The organism is Vibrio sp. 1288 (assembly GCF_033344475.1).
The window spans coordinates 228399-247264 of the sequence record NZ_JAWPOX010000002.1; the positions used below are offsets into that span (position 1 = coordinate 228399).

16 protein-coding genes are annotated in these 18866 nt (G+C 43.5%); 5 read left to right on the plus strand and 11 right to left on the minus strand.

From position 1 onward, the window contains the following. Positions 1-26: 26 nt before the first annotated feature. From R8O11_RS02585 to R8O11_RS02595, 3 genes are all read right to left on the minus strand, one after another. Complete coding sequence (locus tag R8O11_RS02585) at positions 27-1217, minus strand: amino acid aminotransferase (RefSeq protein ID WP_017636105.1); 1191 nt, start codon at positions 1215-1217, stop codon at positions 27-29. A 332-nt stretch (positions 1218-1549) separates the two neighbouring features. Next, on the minus strand, positions 1550-1849 hold the full coding sequence (locus tag R8O11_RS02590) for a hypothetical protein (protein ID WP_005376885.1): 300 nt from the start codon (positions 1847-1849) through the stop codon (positions 1550-1552). 245 nt (positions 1850-2094) lie between these two features. Further along, positions 2095-2325, minus strand: a complete 231-nt coding sequence (locus R8O11_RS02595; protein ID WP_017636104.1) for a hypothetical protein — start codon at positions 2323-2325, stop codon at positions 2095-2097. A 259-nt stretch (positions 2326-2584) separates the two neighbouring features. On the opposite strand from R8O11_RS02595, the gene R8O11_RS02600 reads away from it, so the two are divergent. Beyond that, positions 2585-3976 carry a PLP-dependent aminotransferase family protein gene (locus R8O11_RS02600; RefSeq protein ID WP_258481321.1) on the plus strand — a complete coding sequence of 464 codons (1392 nt, stop codon included), beginning with the start codon at positions 2585-2587 and terminating at the stop codon, positions 3974-3976. Between the two features lie 98 nt (positions 3977-4074). Next, positions 4075-4299 carry a hypothetical protein gene (locus R8O11_RS02605; protein ID WP_017636102.1) on the plus strand — a complete coding sequence of 75 codons (225 nt, stop codon included), beginning with the start codon at positions 4075-4077 and terminating at the stop codon, positions 4297-4299. Positions 4300-4390: 91 nt separating this feature from the next. Here the strand turns inward: R8O11_RS02605 and asnS are convergent, their stop codons facing one another. Together asnS and R8O11_RS02615 are read right to left on the minus strand one after the other, a co-directional pair. Then, positions 4391-5791 (minus strand): asparagine--tRNA ligase, encoded by a 1401-nt coding sequence (asnS, locus tag R8O11_RS02610; protein ID WP_047103214.1) that lies wholly within the window; start codon positions 5789-5791, stop codon positions 4391-4393. 189 nt (positions 5792-5980) lie between these two features. Beyond that, entirely contained in the window at positions 5981-7606 is a 1626-nt protein-coding gene (locus tag R8O11_RS02615) for a methyl-accepting chemotaxis protein (RefSeq protein ID WP_318121565.1), read from the minus strand. A gap of 293 nt (positions 7607-7899) precedes the next feature. On the opposite strand from R8O11_RS02615, the gene queD reads away from it, so the two are divergent. After that, complete coding sequence (gene queD, locus R8O11_RS02620; RefSeq protein ID WP_318193889.1) at positions 7900-8262, plus strand: 6-carboxytetrahydropterin synthase QueD; 363 nt, start codon at positions 7900-7902, stop codon at positions 8260-8262. An 89-nt stretch (positions 8263-8351) separates the two neighbouring features. On the opposite strand, the gene R8O11_RS02625 is transcribed toward queD, so the two are convergent. From R8O11_RS02625 to R8O11_RS02645, 5 genes are all read right to left on the minus strand, one after another. After that, positions 8352-8819 carry a GNAT family N-acetyltransferase gene (locus tag R8O11_RS02625; protein WP_017636099.1) on the minus strand — a complete coding sequence of 156 codons (468 nt, stop codon included), beginning with the start codon at positions 8817-8819 and terminating at the stop codon, positions 8352-8354. A gap of 94 nt (positions 8820-8913) precedes the next feature. Further along, positions 8914-10629 carry an EAL domain-containing protein gene (locus tag R8O11_RS02630; protein ID WP_318193890.1) on the minus strand — a complete coding sequence of 572 codons (1716 nt, stop codon included), beginning with the start codon at positions 10627-10629 and terminating at the stop codon, positions 8914-8916. 211 nt (positions 10630-10840) lie between these two features. Next, positions 10841-12202, minus strand: coding sequence for an L-serine ammonia-lyase (locus R8O11_RS02635; RefSeq protein ID WP_258476817.1), 1362 nt, complete (start codon positions 12200-12202; stop codon positions 10841-10843). A 97-nt stretch (positions 12203-12299) separates the two neighbouring features. After that, positions 12300-13553 carry an aromatic amino acid transport family protein gene (locus R8O11_RS02640; RefSeq protein WP_005388284.1) on the minus strand — a complete coding sequence of 418 codons (1254 nt, stop codon included), beginning with the start codon at positions 13551-13553 and terminating at the stop codon, positions 12300-12302. A 345-nt stretch (positions 13554-13898) separates the two neighbouring features. Then, on the minus strand, positions 13899-14498 hold the full coding sequence (locus R8O11_RS02645; protein WP_318128445.1) for a CoA pyrophosphatase: 600 nt from the start codon (positions 14496-14498) through the stop codon (positions 13899-13901). A gap of 231 nt (positions 14499-14729) precedes the next feature. Here R8O11_RS02645 and R8O11_RS02650 point away from each other — a divergent pair, with 231 nt between their 5' ends. Beyond that, complete coding sequence (locus R8O11_RS02650) at positions 14730-15269, plus strand: heme NO-binding domain-containing protein (RefSeq protein WP_005388282.1); 540 nt, start codon at positions 14730-14732, stop codon at positions 15267-15269. Positions 15270-15276: 7 nt separating this feature from the next. Continuing rightward, positions 15277-16977 (plus strand): ATP-binding protein, encoded by a 1701-nt coding sequence (locus tag R8O11_RS02655; protein ID WP_318193891.1) that lies wholly within the window; start codon positions 15277-15279, stop codon positions 16975-16977. A gap of 311 nt (positions 16978-17288) precedes the next feature. Here R8O11_RS02655 and pabB read toward each other — a convergent pair whose 3' ends face one another. Next, complete coding sequence (pabB, locus tag R8O11_RS02660) at positions 17289-18653, minus strand: aminodeoxychorismate synthase component I (protein ID WP_318193892.1); 1365 nt, start codon at positions 18651-18653, stop codon at positions 17289-17291. Between the last annotated feature and the right edge of the window lie 213 nt (positions 18654-18866).

Here is an 18866-nt window from a genome sequence, read left to right on the forward strand (position 1 = left end):
CTTTTAATAAAGTATGCGACAGTCGATTATAAAACCGCTGCAATGCCTTTACACAGAGGGCCCATATTTGACTTCGTCATACCAGCAACACTGATTCGGCCAGAACCGACAATGTAAATACCGAACTCTTCTTTAAGGCGGTTAACTTGCTCTTTAGAAAGACCAGAGAAAGAGAACATACCATTTTGACGTTCGATGAAACTAAAGTCTGCGTCCACACCCTCTGCTTTTAGTGTCGCTACAAATAGTTCACGCATTTCTTGAATACGGTCACGCATTTCTGCTACTTCAGCTTCCCATTCCGCACGCATTTCGGCGTTGCCAAGAATGTGAGTCACGACAGCGCTGCCGTGTGCAGGTGGGTTAGAGTAGATAGAGCGAATAATGGCTTTAACTTGAGAAAATGCGGTTGTTGCGACTTCTTCTGACTCAGCTACTAACGTGAAGGCACCTACGCGTTCATTGTATAGGCCAAAGTTTTTCGAGAAAGAGCTCGCGACTAGGATTTCTTTGTTGTACTTAGCAAAAGTACGAAGACCTGCAGCATCTTCTTCCACACCTTTAGCAAAGCCTTGGTAGGCGAAGTCGAACAGAGGAAGCAATTTCTTCTCTGCGACAAGTTTCGCCAATGTTTCCCATTCTTCAGCTGTAGGATCGATCCCTGTAGGGTTGTGACAGCAGCCGTGTAGAAGCACGATGTCGCCTTCAGATGCAGATTGCAGATCATTTAGCATCGCATCGAAGTCTTTGTCTTTTGTTTCAGCATTGTAGTAGCTGTATTGTGCCGTTTCGATACCAGCAGCAGTAAATACGCCGTTGTGGTTTGCCCATGTAGGGTTGCTGATCCAGATCTTTACATCGCCTAGTTGACGTTTAATAAACTCGCCGGCAACACGTAGTGCACCAGTACCACCCGGAGCTTGAGCTGTTTTAGCGCGTTTTTCGTTTACAATTTCTGCATCAGAGCCGAAAAGCAGTTTTTGCACTGCAATGCCGTACTCTGCTGTGCCTTCGATGGTTAGGTAAGATTTGGTTTTTTCAGTTTCAACAAGTGCTGCTTCAGCTTTCTTTACTGTCGCAAGAACGGGAGTTTCGCCTTGCTCGTTTTTGTAAATACCTACGCCAAGGTTAATTTTGTCTGCGCGAGCATCTTTTTTAAACTCTTCAGTAAGGCCAAGAATAGGGTCAGCCGGAGCGGCAACTACTTTTTCAAACATAATCTTCATCCATGTTAATCGAAGGGGTGTGCTAACATTTATACCTTTCAGCAATATTGGTTACAACCGTTACTGAAAAGAAAACCTAAAAAAGTTGCGATTTGAAACAGAATTCTAACATAACTAAAGTTTTTGCCATGAAAACGTTTGGTAGGCACAGAGTTTGAAGGGCATTTATGCCATGGTTGGAGAAGTTTTGCACACATCCCAATCGTTTCAATTCAGTGCTTTGCGTTAACGCGTTTATAATTGTCTAGTGAGGATTTGTTGAGACAAAAACGCCCCACCAAAGGTGGAGCGTTTACTGTTAGAAGTATGGATATCGGTTGGGGTTATTTCTTCAGATTGATTTCCGACTCAACCGCATTGGTTTCGATGTCAGGGTTAGAAGAAAGTTTTTCAGTCGCCCAGTCGTTCATATGCTTTAAGATCGCTTTTAATGCGTGCTTTTCGGTTGGTACTTCTGTCTTTTCAACTTCAAGTTTTTGCTTCGGATGCGTACCCGTCGCATCTTCCGCAACGTGTAGCCAATCTGGGTGCCAGTAATAAGGTTGGCCGGAAGGAGAGCTCCAAGAATGTACGCCGTTGGATTCACCTTTGTATTTAATATCTTCTTCGTTGTATTTCGCCATTATTGTTTTCTCTCATAATCCATGAGTTGAGGTGTGCATCACCATTACTATTTAAATGTAACAGATGTAATGAAAATTAATGTGATAACAATCGACTTATTTTGCCCTTTGAACGCTATAGAAGATGCGTACTTCTCATTCAGGAGAATTTACTATTTGGCAGGTTTTAGCTTTATTTGTGTTTAAAGCATACGACGATGGATTCGCCTACCTAATGCTATTCTTGAACGGTGATAGAGCCTAAACTACTCGTCATTCAAGTGTTTGAGAATCGCCGCTTTTGCATGCTCTTCTGTCGCTGTTTCTCCATCAGGGACTTCAAGGTCAGCCTTTTTGTGTTCACCCAAAGCATCTTCAGCGATATGCAGCCAATCAGGATGCCAATAATAAGGGGTGGTACTGCCAGGATGGTCCCAACTATGTACACCTTTATGTTTTCCGCGATACGAGAGATCGTCCATTGTAAAAACTTTCATCGCTTCCTCCTGATTTAAAGACCGTAGCTCGAAGTGAGTTTAACGAACTCAGTCCAACGTAAAACCTTGGCTTTTAGATATTGCAAAGATGTGAGGCAATATGTGTGTAACAGTCAAAGTATGGGATATAAACTCTCACTTCGTGGCTGAAATATCTATTGATAAGCTTGATAAATTACGTTGCTAAATTGAATACTCCCATATCAGAATGCTGGCGCGAAGTATGCTATGGTGCGGCTGTAAGTGAAATGAGGGAAACATGAACCGATACCGTCAACTGGCTGAGCTGTTCAAAACGCAGATTCAGCAAAATACATGGAGAGCAGGGGAAAAGCTGCCATCAGTGCGTGTAACAAGCCGAAACCATTCTGTCAGCGCAGGTACGGTATTACAAGCTTATCAGCTGCTCGAAGCACAAGGTTGGGTCGCAGCGAAACCTCAGTCTGGATACTTTGTGACTGCGGAGTTGGACCGCTTCGAACCGAGTTCTCCAGCCACTTCCGTTTATCGCTCTAGCATCAACGATGAACTTTACGACTACCTCAAAAATCAGGCCTCACCGAATGCGGTGAAGTTTGGCTCCGCGTTTCCAGACCCAGCATTGTTCCCATTAGAAGCGCTAAACCGCAACCTAGCCAGCTCAGGCAGGAAGATGGGGGCAGAGACGTTATTGGATAACTTGCCGCCGGGCTGTGAGTCTCTACGCCGTTTGATTGCTCAACGGTACATCCAACAAGGTATGGTGTTTACCCATGATGATGTTGTCGTTACTTCTGGCGCATTAGAAGCGTTGAATTTGAGCCTTCAGGCCGTGACCCAGCCTGGAGATACTGTTGTAGTTGAATCACCGACGTTTTATGGCGCACTTCAAGCGATTGAACGTTTAGGTCTAAAGGCGATAGAAATAACGGTGGATCCGTTAACTGGACATTCAGTGGATCAAATTGAAGCGACTTTTGCCGACAATGATGTTCGCGCATGTTGGTTAATGACTAACTTTCACAATCCAACAGGAACCTTATTAAGTGACGGGCAGAAGCAACGTATCGTCGAACTGGCTGATAAATACGATGTGTACTTGATCGAAGATGATGTGTATTCAGAGCTTTATTTTTCTGAAAAAAAGCCAAGCTCACTTAAAGCTTTTGATACACAAGAACGCGTGTTGCATTGTGGATCATTTTCAAAAAGCCTTTGCCCTGGCTATAGGCTGGGCTGGGTGGTAAACAAACGCTTCAATGAGCAACTTCAAAAGCTGCAACTTATCTCGACGTTGTCAGGCAGTGCACCAATCCAGCAGGGTATCGCGCATTACTTACAAAACGATAGTTATGATAGCCATCTTAGAAAACTGCGAAAGAATCTTGAGCAGCGGCAATTGGCGTTTATTGAACTGGTTGATAAGTACTTTCCCCAATCGATTCGTTACACGCAACCGGAAGGCGGCTATTTTCTTTGGATAGAACTGCCGAAAACAAAGTGCGGAAAAGCGATTTATCAAAAGTTATTGGAAGCGAACATCACTGTAGCATTTGGTCAGTTGTTTTCTATCGCTCCAAATTATGAGAACTACCTGAGGCTTAATACATCGTTACCTGTAAATGATGAATTAGAACAAGCCGTGAAGACGGTCGGAGAATTACTTCATTAGCCAACTGTTTACCTGTTTTTTGCTCAAACTGTATCAGTGGACGATACCGAAGCTGTGTTTCAATCATGGGCAGACAACCATTTAGGTTAGGAGCCGTAATGAAAAAGCAGTTGGTAAAGCATGAACTTAGGTTGATGGGTGTTGCTATTTTTAGCGCATTTTTGTTGGTGTTTGCACACTTGATATTGGCGAAATCTTTCTCTCATATGGTTTGGACGGAATACACTGCTGCCGTTATCCCATTTGTGATGTTTGGCTTGTGTGTGGTTGGAGTAAAATACGCAGCGCGAGCAGATGAGGATGACGATGAAAATAACAACTAGAGTGCATACACCGGTTGCTAGAAAATCATTCGTACAAAATAAAAGACCTCCACATGGGAGGTCTTTTTAATTCAATATCACTAAAAAGTGATTAGAAGTTCGCAGAGCGAGGAGTACGTGGGAATGGGATCACGTCACGAACGTTGCCCATACCAGTGACGTAAGATACTAGGCGCTCAAAGCCTAGACCGAAGCCTGCGTGTGGCACTGTACCGTATTTACGTAGGTCGCGGTACCAGCTCATGTGTTCAGGATCGATACCCACTTCACGCATACGTGCATCTAGAATGTCTAGGCGCTCTTCACGCTGAGAACCACCGATGATTTCGCCGATGCCCGGTGCTAGAACGTCCATCGCTGCAACTGTTTTACCGTCATCGTTAGCACGCATGTAGAATGCTTTGATGTCTTTCGGGTAGTTCTTAACGATTACAGGTGCTTTGAAGTGTTCTTCAGCAAGGAAACGCTCGTGCTCAGAAGACATATCGATACCCCATTCAACTGGGAATTCGAACTCACGGCCTGAATCAAGAAGGATCTGGATTGCGTCAGTGTAGTCAACCTGCGCGAAGTCAGAAGAAACGAACTGCTCTAGACGAGTGATTGCTTCTTTGTCGATGCGTTGAGCGAAGAACTCAAGGTCATCGCGACACTCTGCAAGCACTGCTTTAAACACGTACTTGAGCATGTCTTCAGCCAGTTTCGCTACATCATCCAGTTCTGCGAACGCAACTTCAGGCTCAACCATCCAGAATTCTGCTAGGTGGCGGCTTGTGTTTGAGTTTTCAGCTCGGAAAGTAGGGCCGAAAGTGTAAACTTTGCTTAGCGCACAAGCGTAAGCTTCTGCGTTTAGCTGACCAGATACGGTTAGGAACGTCTCTTTACCGAAGAAGTCTTCGTTGTAGTCCACTTTACCAGCGTCAGTGCGAGGAAGGTTTTCCATGTCTAGCGTAGATACGCGGAACATTTCACCAGCGCCTTCAGCATCTGAAGCCGTGATCAACGGCGCAGATACCCAGAAGTAACCTTGCTCGTGGTAGAAGCGGTGGATTGCTTGAGATAGGCAGTTACGTACACGTGCTACTGCACCGATTACGTTTGTGCGCGGACGTAGATGCGCAACTTCACGTAGGTACTCGATTGAGTGACGAGTTTTTGCCATTGGGTAAGTTTCAGCATCTTCAACCCAACCAACCACTTTAACGCCAGTGGCAGCAAGTTCGAAGTCTTGACCCTTTGCAGGAGATTCAACAATCTTACCAGTTACTTCAACAGAGCAGCCAGTCGTTAGCTTTAATACTTCGTCTTCGTAATTATTAAGATTATTTGGGACCACGGCCTGAATCGGGTCGAAACAAGAGCCGTCATATATGGCAAGGAAAGAGATTCCAGCTTTGGAATCACGACGTGAACGGATCCAGCCACGAACAGTCACTTCGCTGTCTACTGCTAGCTGACCTTTCAATACGTCTGATACAGGCGCGTAAGTCATGTTTTCAATATTCTCCATTGAGGTAAAAATTCAACTCAACGCTTACTTAAACTACTTGTCTGATAACATTTTTGTTCAAAAAACAAGCTAAGCGCTGAGTTGGGTAGCATTTTACAGATTCAACGAGACATATTACCTGTCAATTCGCTCGCATCAACCTTTATATTCGTTTTGATGGGGAGAATCTCTCTATTTATTCACTCTTTTGTGCTCTGAAAGTGTGAATTGGTTTAGTAATTGCTCTAAACGTTCGGATAGATGCTCTAAATCAACACTAATATCACGCGTGTGCGATGCCGATTGCGATGTGTCGTTAGCATGCAGTGTGATCACATCTATTTTAGATTGAATATGCTGACTTACATCAGATGTGGTTTGCGTCTGGTTTTGGATATCTTCTGCATGTCTGAGCACTTGGCGCATTTCGTCAACAACGTTATGCATTGTGGCTGATAGTGCCTCGACATCGACAGAGCGTTGATGAGCAAACTGGCAGACGGTATCAACAGAAGTTAATGACTCTTCACTTCCTTGCTGGAATTGAGAAATGATATGTTCAATATTACCAGTGGCTTCAGCCGTCCTAGAAGCCAGGTTACGCACTTCTTCCGCGACGACCGCAAAACCGCGTCCTTGCTCTCCGGCACGGGCGGCTTCGATAGCAGCATTCAACGCGAGCAGATTGGTTTGTTCTGCAATACCCTTAATAACCACAAGAATGGACGACACTTCTTCGGTTCTTTGATTTAGAGAGCTGATTTTTTCCCGTACGGTATCAATGTTACTTACTAGTTGTTTGATGTCTTCACTGACGTTGTGTGCTTGGCTTGCACTATGAGTGGCGACATCAACGGTGTGATTGACCAAAACAGTAGCGTTGTTAGTCGAGTCCTCAACCGCAGTTTGTTGCTGCAACATATCGGTGATATTACTTTGTACTTCGTTGGTCTCTAGCTGTTGGTTATTGGCCGCTTTATCTGTGGACTGCGCGACAGCAGTTAGTTTACTCGCGGAGTCGGCAAGTGAGTGAGAGGTGTCTTGCACACGTTCTAAGCTTTCGGAGACCGTATCCATGAATGAATTGATTGCTGTAGAAAGTTGGCCCACTTCATCCTGTTGGTGATGCATAAGTCGTTGAGATAGATCTTTGCTATGGCTCACATTCGACATGAATTTCGACGTTCTTTGAATTGGTCGTACAATGATTTTTTGAATCAAACTCATCGTTATGATGAAGCCCACAAATGCGATTACGGCCATTATTCCCATCGCAAACATTGCCTGTTTACTGATCATTGAATTGACATGATTCATGTTGTATTCCAAGCGAATCGCGCCCAACACTTCTCCTGCTGGTGCAACGTGGCAAGAAACGCAGTTGGTGCCACGGTAATTTTCGCTCGATTTCATTGGTAGCGCGACTACTAACCCTTTGCCCCAATCGGCTGAGATTGGTTCAATCACCAGTTCACCATTCAACGCTCGTTGATCAATATCATCGACAGGCTGCTGGTTTTGTTGCCCAGGTCCGTAAAGTTTGGTCACAGTATCAGCTCGCAACACGCGAACTGCTTCAATGCCTTCTTGGGTCAGGGCCTTTTGACGTAAGGTTTCTTTTTGCGACATGGTGCCCGTAAGCATCATCATATTTAGGCTATCGAAATAATTGCTAGCCTTATCATGGAGTTGTTCACTAAGAACATCATTGATTAAGGTTTTTTGTTGATGGTATTGGTAAGCCGTAGAGGCAGCTAGAACGCAGCTGAAGACAGCAATTAACGCCAGTAAGAGCTTAAAAGTGATAGTTGAGCGCATAAACTTATAAGTGTAATTGGAACGAACTGCACAATATTAATGTGCACAAATGCGCACTGCGAACAACGAAATGAATGATTGTGACCCCACACATGTTGGGGATATGTAATTGTGATGTGAGTGCTGTGTAATCAAATGTTTGGCGCGTGACAGAAATACGGCGCTTTGGTGTGAGTGATAGCAAAGAGGCAGGGAACTAGCGGAAGTTTTTGCTACGCTTGTATGGGGTAACGCTTGTCTCTTGGCAGCGAATTCCTTAGTATTGCCTGTCTTTTTAAAGCCTGAGAATCAAGATGAAAACAGAATTATACAAAGAGTTTATGTTCGAAGCAGCACACCATTTGCCACACTTACCAGAAGGTCACAAGTGTGGTCGTTTGCACGGACACTCTTTCCTTGTTCGTCTTTATGTAGAAGGTGAAGTTGATCCACATACAGGTTGGGTAGTGGATTTTGCAGAGATCAAAGCTGCATTTAAACCAATTTACAATCGCTTAGACCATTACTACCTAAACGACATTGAAGGGTTAGAGAACCCGACTAGCGAAGTATTAGCAAAATGGATTTGGCAGCAGCTTAAGCCAAGCTTACCACTGCTAAGTAAAGTAGAAATCAAAGAAACGTGCACAGCTGGTTGTATTTACAAAGGTGAATAAGTCACTTTCCATTGAGCATTAAACAAAGGCAAGCGAGAAGCTTGCCTTTGTTGTATCTGAATGCCCCAATTTTGATTAGGCTTCGCCTGCTAGCTTAGTGGGTGTCGTAGAATCCATTCTTTTTCATTATCACCCAATGTTGTTTCCTCTGTATTAATGAATCCGCACGCATCAAAAAAACTGATAGCGTATTGCTGACTTTGTGGGACAGTGGCGCAAAGAGAGGTGCTTTTAGGGTTAATGGTATACGCATAAAGGAACAGTTTACGCAATGCCTCACTCCCAACCCCTTGACGTTGGAAACGTTGATCAATCATCAAGTATTTAAGCTCCAGTTCGTATCGTTTAGCAAACGGCGCATGTTGGGAGAAACCTTTATCGATAACAAGGTAGCCTACTAATAGATCATCAGAATAAATCGTAAAGAACGCCTCTGACTTACTACGTTTTTGATAAGCCATTTCAAACGGTGTAAAAAATCCTTTTTGCTCTTCTTGCACATCCAATTGCATCAAACTTGAAAAATCTTTCAGTTTGGTGGGTTTAATCGCAATCATCGCTCAATCACAAATTGGCGGCATACCGTTATGCCACCACGAGTTTTTATAGAGTATTAAATCTATTTTAAGTAACTAACCGAGTGAAGAAAAGCTAGCAATGAAGAGGATAATAATAACCTTGGTGAATGTATGCGCCCAATGTTGTGAGTAAGTGAGCACTGTCTGCCGTTTCTACTCCTTCAACAATGACCGTGCAGCGATACGTATTGCCCATAGCCATTAACTGACGCAAGGTTTCTATCTTTTTATCATCAGTTTTTAGGCCAATAACAAATTCTCGGTCGATTTTGAGATAGTCCGGATTCAGCTTGCTGATAAGCGCCACATTATTATTGCCGGTGCCAAAGTCATCAATACTGATTTTACAATCCAGAGCTTTTAGTTTCGCGACATTGCCATAAATCTCAGAGGTATAGTACATCGATGCATTTTCTGTGATTTCGATTGTCAGCAAACGGCAATCCCGATTAGATAGCTCTCTATATAGGATTGAAAAGTTACGCCCTCGCAGCAAAGAAGGACAAACGTTAATGCTGATAGGGATGGGCAACGCTTTTTGTTTGGTGTAGATGGAATCAATCACCAGTAAGGTATGAGTTAGCAGCAATCCATTGCGTATCAGTGTTTCAATAAACCGTTGCGTATTTTTTACCTTAAACCGGGAGAGGGCTTCGTAGTGCACAATCTTTTGTGCCGAAGTGTTATAAATCGGCTCCAGTTTTATTTTGAATTGTCGAATTGCGCACAAGTAAGCCATAAAGGCTTGTAGGGAGCGGTGACGCAGTATAATGAGAAAAAGTAAGCTCAGTAGAATGATACTTTGAAACGGTCCAGAGATGTAATACACCTCTTTATAGCCACTATTCTTTACGTGATAATTGAAAAAGCGTTCATTGGTGTTACCAATCTCTAACGACGTTCCGGTATTCGTTGATAGCTTCATACCAGAAAGAAAAAAACGTGAAATATGATTTTCAACATTGTCGGATAAGTTAATGTTTTTAACACGAACCAAAACAGTTGCGTTATTTAAGTCAAATGATTGTGTCGTGTAATTGTTATTGTTACTCCACTCTTCAAAGGCTTTTTTGCTGACAGGGACAACGGTTTCTGGAGTGACTAAGCATCGAATATTGAAACGATCTAGCATCATGCTCGATTCCACCAACTTCACATTATCAAATAGCGACTTCAGTTCGCCTTCATTAGCAAAGCAACTCCTGCGGGAAAGGCTCTCTGCAATTTCGAAGGCGTTATCCAGATAATTATGTTTAACGATGCTGTTTATCGCGTAGTAACAGATAGCAAAGAAAATGATCGCAGTGATCAACACAACCCACATTGCTTCTGAATAGATCTTTTTATTACGCAGGCAAATACGAAGCGCTTTGCGAAGACTATTGGTTGTGTATTGATTGATCTTCTGTTGATGTTCGATGCCATTCTGATGGTTGTTTTGCATAGTAAAAGGGATGAAGTATCCGGTCCGGTGAATGTTTTCGATAATGTTTTTGTTAGTGGTTAAATGTTCTTCCGTGAGCTTGCGAAATTTCTTTCTTAGAGCGGCCACCGCGTTTTTAAAGCCATTTTCAGGCAGTGTCATTTTGTATTGTTGAGTGATTTTGCTTTCTATTAACCGCTGACTAATCGGCGTATTTAAACTGCCGTATGTGGCGATAGTTGACAGAATGGCGTACTCATTTGGGTTGACAGGAATGGAGTGGTGGAGTGACTGATTGAGCTCTAGAGATATTTCGTTTTCGGACAAGCAAACGCAGATTTGGTTTCCAATTTCAAACCTAATCATGTGTTGATGTGCTCCAAGTTTAATTTTTGGCTACGTTATCAATAAAGCTAGGGAAGAGATGTGATTTTTTACTGAGATATCCATAATATTTGGATATATTCAACGTTTTAGGTTTTTTTTACTTGTCCTGATAACGCATTTTCCTGGGTTTTTTAGGTATAAAAAAACCCGAGCACAGACTCGGGTTTTGATTGGTATTCAGAAAGGCGTGTTAGCAAATCACTTTGATTGCTAGACCACCTTGAGATGTTTCGCGGTATTTCGCGTTCATGTCTTTACCTGTTTCTAGCATGGTTTCGATAACCTTATCTAGAGAAACAGTTGGAGCTGAAGAGCGACGTAGTGCCATGCGAGTAGAGTTGATTGCTTTTACTGCCGCAATACCGTTACGCTCAATACATGGAACCTGAACCTGACCTGCAACTGGGTCACACGTTAGACCTAAGTTGTGCTCCATCGCGATTTCTGCTGCCATACATACTTGCTCTGGGCTACCACCCATAAGCTCAGCAAGGCCTGCTGCTGCCATAGAACATGCCACGCCAACTTCACCCTGACAGCCAACCTCTGCACCAGAGATAGACGCGTTACGCTTGTAAAGACCTCCGATTGCGCCAGAAGCTGCAAAGTAACGGATGTAATCTCTTTCAGTCACAGTTTGGATGAACTTATCGTAGTAAGCCAGTACCGCAGGAATGATGCCACACGCACCGTTAGTTGGTGCTGTAACAACGCGGCCACCTGCTGCGTTCTCTTCGTTTACTGCGAAAGCGAACATGTTTACCCAATCAACAACAGACATTGGATCATTTGTTGTCTTTTCTGAAGTAAGTAGCTGCTGGCGAAGTGCTGCTGCACGGCGAGGCACACGCAGTGGACCAGGCAAAATACCTTCTTCATTCATACCGCGATCCATACACTCGCGCATTGTGCGCCAGATGTTCGCGAAATAAGTACGAGTTTCTTCATCTGAATGAAGCGCATGCTCATTCTTCATGGTTAGTGCGCTGATGGACAATCCACTTTCGTGGCATTGGTTAACCAGTTCCTCTGCCGTTGTAAACGGGTAAGGTACTTTTACTGGGTTTTCAGCTTCTTTACCGAAATTTTCTTCATCAACGATGAAACCACCGCCGATAGAGTAGTAAGTTTTTGAGTACGCCTTTTCGTCATCAATCCAAGCGTGGATCTGCATGCCGTTTTCGTGTAGCTCTAGGTTTGTTTTGTGGAAGTTCATTCCACCTTCACGTGGGAACGATACTGTGTGACAGTGCATGCCAACAGGAAGGCGTTCAGTTTCTTCTACACGAGCGATAAAGCCCGGGATAGAATCGATATCAACTTTCTCAGGAGTGTTGCCTGCAAGACCCATGATGATAGCAATATCTGTGTGGTGACCTTTCCCTGTCAGTGATAGTGATCCATAAACGTCAACGGTGATTTTAGTGATGTCGCGCAGTTTTCCCATTGCACGAAGATCATCAATAAACTCTTTACCCGCTTTCATTGGGCCTACAGTGTGTGAGCTTGAAGGTCCAACACCGATTTTATAGATATCAAAAACACTAATCATATCGATTACCTCAGAAGAAAGCCTCCCAAGGGGAGTTGGGAGGCTTAATTTTATCGTTATATTTTTGGATTAATCATACTGCAACGGGCAGAGATGATTAAAGAGCGCCGTAGATTACAGAACTAATTGCAGCAAGACCACAGATTGCTGTGAAAATTTGCACAGGTGCTGAAGTTTTGTACTTAGCCATCGCAGGAACTTTTTGCATTGCGAAGATTGGCATCAAGAATAGGATTGCCGCAATCATCGGTGCACCCATTGTTTCAATCATACCTAGGATGCTTGGGTTAACGATAGCAACGATCCAAGTTGTGATTACAATGAAGATTAGAGACATCTTCTCGATCTTGCTTACTGGTGATTTTGAACGAGATTTCACTAGACCAACTAGACCTTCGTGCGCGCCTAAGAAGTGGCCAAAGTAGCTAGAGGTGATCGCTGCGAAAGCAACCAATGGACCCATGTAAGAGATCAGTGGAGATTCATGCACGTTTGCTAGGTAAGAAAGAACAGAGATGTTTTGCTCTTGCGCTGTTGCTAGTTGCTCTGGAGACAGAGAAAGTACAACAGAGAAAACGAAGAACATAACAAAGCCCATCAGCATCATTGCTGCGCCACCAGTGATAGCGTCAGTTTTCTTAACTGCGTCATCACCATATACACGACGTTGCTCTTTAGAGAACTGAGAAATGATTGGGCTGTGGTTGAAAGAGAACACAATAACAGGGATTGCTAGCCATACGATAGCTGGCATTGCACCCCAGTCAGGCGACACTTCCATCATTGAAGTGTTCCAACCAGGAATTAGGTATACAGACAATGCTAGTAGGATGAACACGAGAGGGTAAACCATTGCTGAAGTTGCTTTCAGCATAAGCTCTTTACCGAATACTACACCTGCTGTCATTGCTGCAATAAGCGCACCAGAAAGTAGCCAGCGAGGAATAGATTCCATGCCCATTTGGTTAACTAGGAAAGAGTCAACTGTGTTTGTGATACCAACACCGTAGATAAGTACGATTGGGTAGATAGCGAAGAAGTAAGCGAACGTAATAAGGTTTGCGCCAGTCTTACCAAAGTGCTCTTCTACTGTGTCGGTGATGTCCGCTTCAGGGTTTTTCGCAGAAAGAACGAAACGAGCTAAAGATTTGTGTGCGAACCAAGTCATTGGTGCTGCGATTAGGGCTAGGATTACTAATGGCCAAAAGCCACCTGCACCTGCTTTAATAGGAAGGAACAGTACACCTGCACCTACTGCCGTACCAAAAAGGGACAGACACCAGGTAAAGTCTTTGTAAGAAAACTTACTAGACGATTGTGCGGTAGAAACCGCAGAAGTAGTTGTATTCATTTTTTAGTTACTCATTTTGGGAACAGGAAATAAGTCGGGAGTAATTTTGCAAGATTTTACACTAGGAAAATTAGATCTAAATCATTTATTGCTTACGCTTATTGAATGATATGTCAAAAACCTGCTTTTTATCACGAAAATGATGTGCTACTCGTGATTTCTGCTAATGAGTAAAATTAGAAAAACTTATCAATAGGGCTGTTTGTATAAATTTATTTCACCGCAAGCGTTTGCGGTGAAAATGGAAAATTAATCTAATGTGAATGAATGTTTATGAAGCAACGTTTTATTAATATTGATGCGCATAATGATCGCGCCTATAAAAGCACCGATATCAACAACTGTTTAATGTGAAATAATATGTTTTTGCATTGATTCGATAATTTGTGCCGTCATGCCCCAGATGAAATGCTGTCTATATGGGATAGCAAATACACGATGACTGCCTCTTTTTAGGTCAAATTTGGTGCTATACAATTTTTTGGGGTTCAGAATATGGTTGGCAGGAACCTCAAAAACTGACTCTACTTCATTTGGGTCAATATGCGTTTTATATTCCGGAGAAACAAAAGCCAAAAAAGGTGTCACATTAAACTGACTAATCGTTGGTAGTGTAGGCAGTTGACCAACCACATGAATATGCTCATCTTCTATCCCAACTTCTTCTTTGGTTTCTCTTAAAGCGGTATTCACGAGCTGAATATCTTCCTGCTCATATTTGCCACCGGGAAAGCTGATTTGTCCCGGATGATGGCGTAAGTGGGCTGCGCGCTTAGTCAGAATGACTTGTAACCCGTCATCGCGTTCCACAAAACCGATTAAGACTGCCGCATCTCTCAGGGACTTTTCTTTCATCCATTTCAGTCGTGCAAGGGACTCTTTGTGGTAGCCCGTTGGAAGCCGAAATTGAAAGTTCTGTAGTAAATGAGTTTTGTCGATAACCAAACTGGGTCCTTATTTATCGTGCCTAACCATTATTTATTATACTCAAAGACGGCAAAGCGTATGGCGTTATCGTTACTGGTTACCAAATAAAGCATTAGCATTAAAACACTCGCCAGCACTTTCCCTCTTTGTGTTGTGTGTCTCACTCTGCTTGAACATATTAATTTGAAACTTATAAGGTTATACACCATTCTTTATTTTAGGACGTCACTATAGGGCAAGTATTGGCCAATGAAAGGGATTATTTTCACCGAGTTCATGGAGTTAGTAGAAGAGAAATTCGGTCTTGATGTGTTAGACCAAGTTCTCGATCTTTCTAACGATGAAGGTGTTTACACCGCTGTTGGTAGTTACGATCACAAAGACTTGGTTAAGTTGATCGTGAATCTCAGTAAAGTATCTGGTGTTCCCCCCGAGCAACTGCAAGAAGTGTTTGGAGAGTGCGTCTTTTTGAATTTACTTCGCTCGATTCCTAGTCACGCCAGTTTGCAACAGTGTGAAACGACGTTTCAATTTGTTCGCCATGTTGAAGACTTTATTCATGTCGAAGTTAAGAAGCTCTATCCTGATGCTAACCCTCCGCAATTTGATTTCATTAGTGAAAACCAATCCCAATTGGTATTTGACTACCACAGCGCAAGATGTATGTCTCACGTATGCTTAGGATTGATAAAAGGCTGTGCTGCGCATTTTGGTGAGGTAGTTCATATCAAACATCAAAACCAGTCAGAGGATGGCAGCAAAGTACGTTTTTGGTTAGAGGCTCAATAAGAACGATATGACGGGAAGTTCCTCATTAGAAAGGAAACTCAAACGAGAAGTTGCATCAAGAAAAGCAGCTGAGCAGCTGTTGGAACAGAAAAGCTTAGAGTTATATGAATCCAACCAGCAACTCAGTGTTGCATTGAAAAAGCTGGAGCTGAAATCTAAAAAGGATCTTCGTAAGTTTGAGTTTGAAGAGCAAATTGATGCGACGTTGATTAAGTTCGGTCGTACTTTTTTATCGAGCACGTTCGATGAAGCAATGATAGCGAGCTTTATTGAGCAGCTCACTTCTAACTCGATCATTTCTGCGGCTTACTTGTTTCTTGACGCTACAAAGCTGAGCTCATTGCGTCGTCATCACTTTGGTCACTTACAGCTTCGTCATAACAACGAGATTTTCATCACTCCTAATTGGCAGGGAGAGAATTTGCATTTGCCAGTTATCATTGATGGGGAAACGGTTGGGGAGTTGATTTTCTCCGTGTTGCAAGATCATATCGATCAGTCTTTTATTTCCAAACAGATGGAGCTCGTGTCTGACTTAGTTCATGGTGTTATTGGTCGACACTTAAGTTTAGAGCGAGAGGTCGAGCTGAGAAAGCGGGCTGAGGAATCAGAAAAAGCGACGAAGGAGTTTGTCGCCATGATTAACCATGAGCTGCGAACTCCTCTCAATGGCGTATTGGGTAGTGCGGAGTTATTGAGTCGAACCCAATTAGAAGAAGAGCAGCGTCAATACTTGAGCAATCTGACTCAATCAGGGGACTTATTGAGAGTTATCATTAATGATCTTCTTGATTTCAGTAAGATGAATGCCGGTATGATAGAAATCATACATAAAGTCTTTGCCTGGGAGGAACTTGAAAAAGCCATCATGGGTGTATTTGCAGCTAAGGCTGCGGAAAAACGCATCCATTTCTCTATCGACAAAAAGCTGGGGATCCCTGAATTTTTAGTCGGTGACTTAGAGCGCATTACACAAATTTTGGTTAACTTGGTGGGAAACGCGATTAAGTTTACTCACTTGGGTGGCGTCGTGTTGCGGGTGGAATGGCTTAACGGCACGGCTTATTTTGAGGTTGAAGACACTGGTATTGGCATCCCAATAAAAGCGCAGCCGTCACTCTTTGATCCATTTGTCCAAGTTGATCGCTCGGCGAAACGCAGCTTTGAAGGCTCAGGTTTAGGTCTCGCGATTTGTAAAAACCTCGTGGATTTGATGCAAGGTCAAATTAGCTTTGAGAGTGAAGAGCGCAAAGGGACAACTTTTAAAGTTGCTATTCCTCTTGAGGAAGGGCAAGCACAAGGCACAGCAGAGGGGGAATTGGTCACCATAGAGCGAAGCGATTTAGCAGGACGCTCAATATTAGTGGTTGATGACATCAGAATGAATCAAGTCATTGTTACTCAAATGCTGAAAAAACTCGACATCACACCTGATTTAAAAGCCAACGGCAAAGAAGCATTAGAAGCGGTGAAAAGTAAAGACTACGAACTGATATTCATGGACTGCCGAATGCCAGAAATGGATGGCTATGAGGCGACGATGTATCTGAGAGAGCGTGGCTTTACTCATCCTATTATTGCATTAACCGCTGGCACTACCATCGAAGAGCGTCAAAAGTGTATTGATTCAGGCATGGACGACATCCTCACTAAGCCGTACACCGCAACCGATATTGAACAGATTATGTGTAAGTGGCTTGAGCAGTAGACGCTGCCTTTTAAAAAAGAATTTTTGTTGGCCAACGGCTAAAAGCTAAAGTACATGCAAATAAAGCACACAAAAAACGCACCACGCTGGATAATGCCGATCATTTAACGATGTTTTTTGGGTCATTCTAGCGAGCCTTGGCGATACTGAGAATCTAGTAGCAGCACGATGAGCGGGTAATGAAACAAATTTGACCACAAAGTGCTTGAATAGAAGAACCTGTATCACGCTCTTTCGTCGCTGTGCAGGGTGATGAGATACAGAAATATGCCACTCGCTGTTAAACGAGCGGCATTGTCCGCTTTTGAAACCTACGATTGCAGCGCTGGCAAAATCTTTGAAAGCTTATCCAACGTTTCTTGATACTCAGAGGCGCAATCGCTATCTGCCACGACGCCGCCGCCAGCCCAAGCGTAAAGTTTGTTTTGTTCCGCTACAAGAGTTCGGATAGTAATGCTGGTGTCCATACGACCATGGCGTGAAATGTAGCCAATACTGCCGCAATACGCGCTGCGTCGATGCGGCTCCAGTTCTTCAATGATCTGCATTGCGCGAACTTTAGGTGCGCCCGTAATTGAACCGCCTGGAAAACACGCTCGCAGCAAATCCGCAGGAGCGTATTGTTCATCCAAATTTGCACGAATGGTGCTCACCAAATGATGCACGGCAGGGAAGCTTTCAATATCGAACAGCTTTGGAACGTGAACGCTACCCGGTGATGCAACTCGACCAATATCATTACGCAGCAAATCGACAATCATCAGGTTTTCTGCCTGATCTTTTTCCGCTGTCTGCAAGTCATGGGCATTAGCGTTATCTTGCTTTGGATCTTCGCTGCGTGGTCGAGTACCTTTGATTGGTTTCGTTTCAATGACGCGATCTTTGAGCTCTAAAAAGCGCTCTGGAGAGATACTCAAAATCGAAGACTCAGGCATACGGATAAACGCTGAGAATGGCGCTTGGTTGGCGGACTCCAATTTCAGATACGCTTGCCACTCGCTGCCTTGATACGGTGCGTTAAAGCGTTGCGCCAAATTGATCTGATAACAGTCACCGCTCAACAAGTATTCTTGCACCTGGTCAAAGCGAGTGGCGTAGCTCTCTTTCGTCATGTTTGACTGCCAATTACCAGACAAAGCGAAGTCAACGGTTTGTTCTGCTTTTTGCTCGTTTAACCATTGCCAAGCTTGCTCGATATTCTGACCAACTAGGCATGCTTTTTTTAGCTGGTGGTCAACAACAACGGCCCATTCATACAGACCTACCGCCGTATCCGGCGTGTTGAGGTCCTTTTCTGCCACTTCTGGAATCGTTTCTACGCGGCGACCTAAATCGTAACTGAAGTAACCGAGCGCACCACCAACAAAAGGCAAATCCAATTCCTTATTTAACTCAACGTGAGGAAGCCACTGTTCTTGCAACTGATGAAGCAGCGAAAATGGGTCATCTTGAGTTGAATAGGCATTCGATGGCGTATCAACTTGTGTGTTGTCGGCAGTGGTTTCTAACGTTGCAATCGGGTTGGCGACCAACACATCGAAGCGGCTATCGATATGCGTTTCTGATGCAGAACGCAGCAACATCGCCCAAGGCTGGTGTTGAATGCGAGAAAAAAGGTGAAGAGCAAACTCTGGTGCGTATTCCAACGCTTTAAAATCAATGAATTGATTGTCCATGTTGTTCATTTGTGTAATTTGTGACAAAGAGATCGTTCACTGCATGGCATGTCATGGGCAGCAAGAGTATCATATTCCTCTGTATAGCCAAACTCCCTCTATTCATAGGGTTTTGAGATGGTTTACAAGTAGGCAACTTCAGCATTTCGTGTGTCGATATCAGCCGTTCGACAATTGTTTATAAAAAACGAAGCTCAAAAGAGCAATAAGCTC

Coding starts and splice junctions, on each gene's coding strand:
- R8O11_RS02625 (WP_017636099.1), bottom strand. CDS start 8,819: ATGATTGCGATTAAACCCACCAAACTGAAAGATTTTTCAAGTTTGATG.
- pabB (WP_318193892.1), bottom strand. CDS start 18,653: ATGGACAATCAATTCATTGATTTTAAAGCGTTGGAATACGCACCAGAG.
- R8O11_RS02640 (WP_005388284.1), bottom strand. CDS start 13,553: ATGAATACAACTACTTCTGCGGTTTCTACCGCACAATCGTCTAGTAAG.
- R8O11_RS02590 (WP_005376885.1), bottom strand. CDS start 1,849: ATGGCGAAATACAACGAAGAAGATATTAAATACAAAGGTGAATCCAAC.
- R8O11_RS02595 (WP_017636104.1), bottom strand. CDS start 2,325: ATGAAAGTTTTTACAATGGACGATCTCTCGTATCGCGGAAAACATAAA.
- R8O11_RS02630 (WP_318193890.1), bottom strand. CDS start 10,629: ATGATTAGGTTTGAAATTGGAAACCAAATCTGCGTTTGCTTGTCCGAA.
- queD (WP_318193889.1), top strand. CDS start 7,900: ATGAAAACAGAATTATACAAAGAGTTTATGTTCGAAGCAGCACACCAT.
- R8O11_RS02600 (WP_258481321.1), top strand. CDS start 2,585: ATGAACCGATACCGTCAACTGGCTGAGCTGTTCAAAACGCAGATTCAG.
- R8O11_RS02635 (WP_258476817.1), bottom strand. CDS start 12,202: ATGATTAGTGTTTTTGATATCTATAAAATCGGTGTTGGACCTTCAAGC.
- R8O11_RS02650 (WP_005388282.1), top strand. CDS start 14,730: ATGAAAGGGATTATTTTCACCGAGTTCATGGAGTTAGTAGAAGAGAAA.
- asnS (WP_047103214.1), bottom strand. CDS start 5,791: ATGACTTACGCGCCTGTATCAGACGTATTGAAAGGTCAGCTAGCAGTA.
- R8O11_RS02615 (WP_318121565.1), bottom strand. CDS start 7,606: ATGCGCTCAACTATCACTTTTAAGCTCTTACTGGCGTTAATTGCTGTC.
- R8O11_RS02605 (WP_017636102.1), top strand. CDS start 4,075: ATGAAAAAGCAGTTGGTAAAGCATGAACTTAGGTTGATGGGTGTTGCT.
- R8O11_RS02655 (WP_318193891.1), top strand. CDS start 15,277: ATGACGGGAAGTTCCTCATTAGAAAGGAAACTCAAACGAGAAGTTGCA.
- R8O11_RS02585 (WP_017636105.1), bottom strand. CDS start 1,217: ATGTTTGAAAAAGTAGTTGCCGCTCCGGCTGACCCTATTCTTGGCCTT.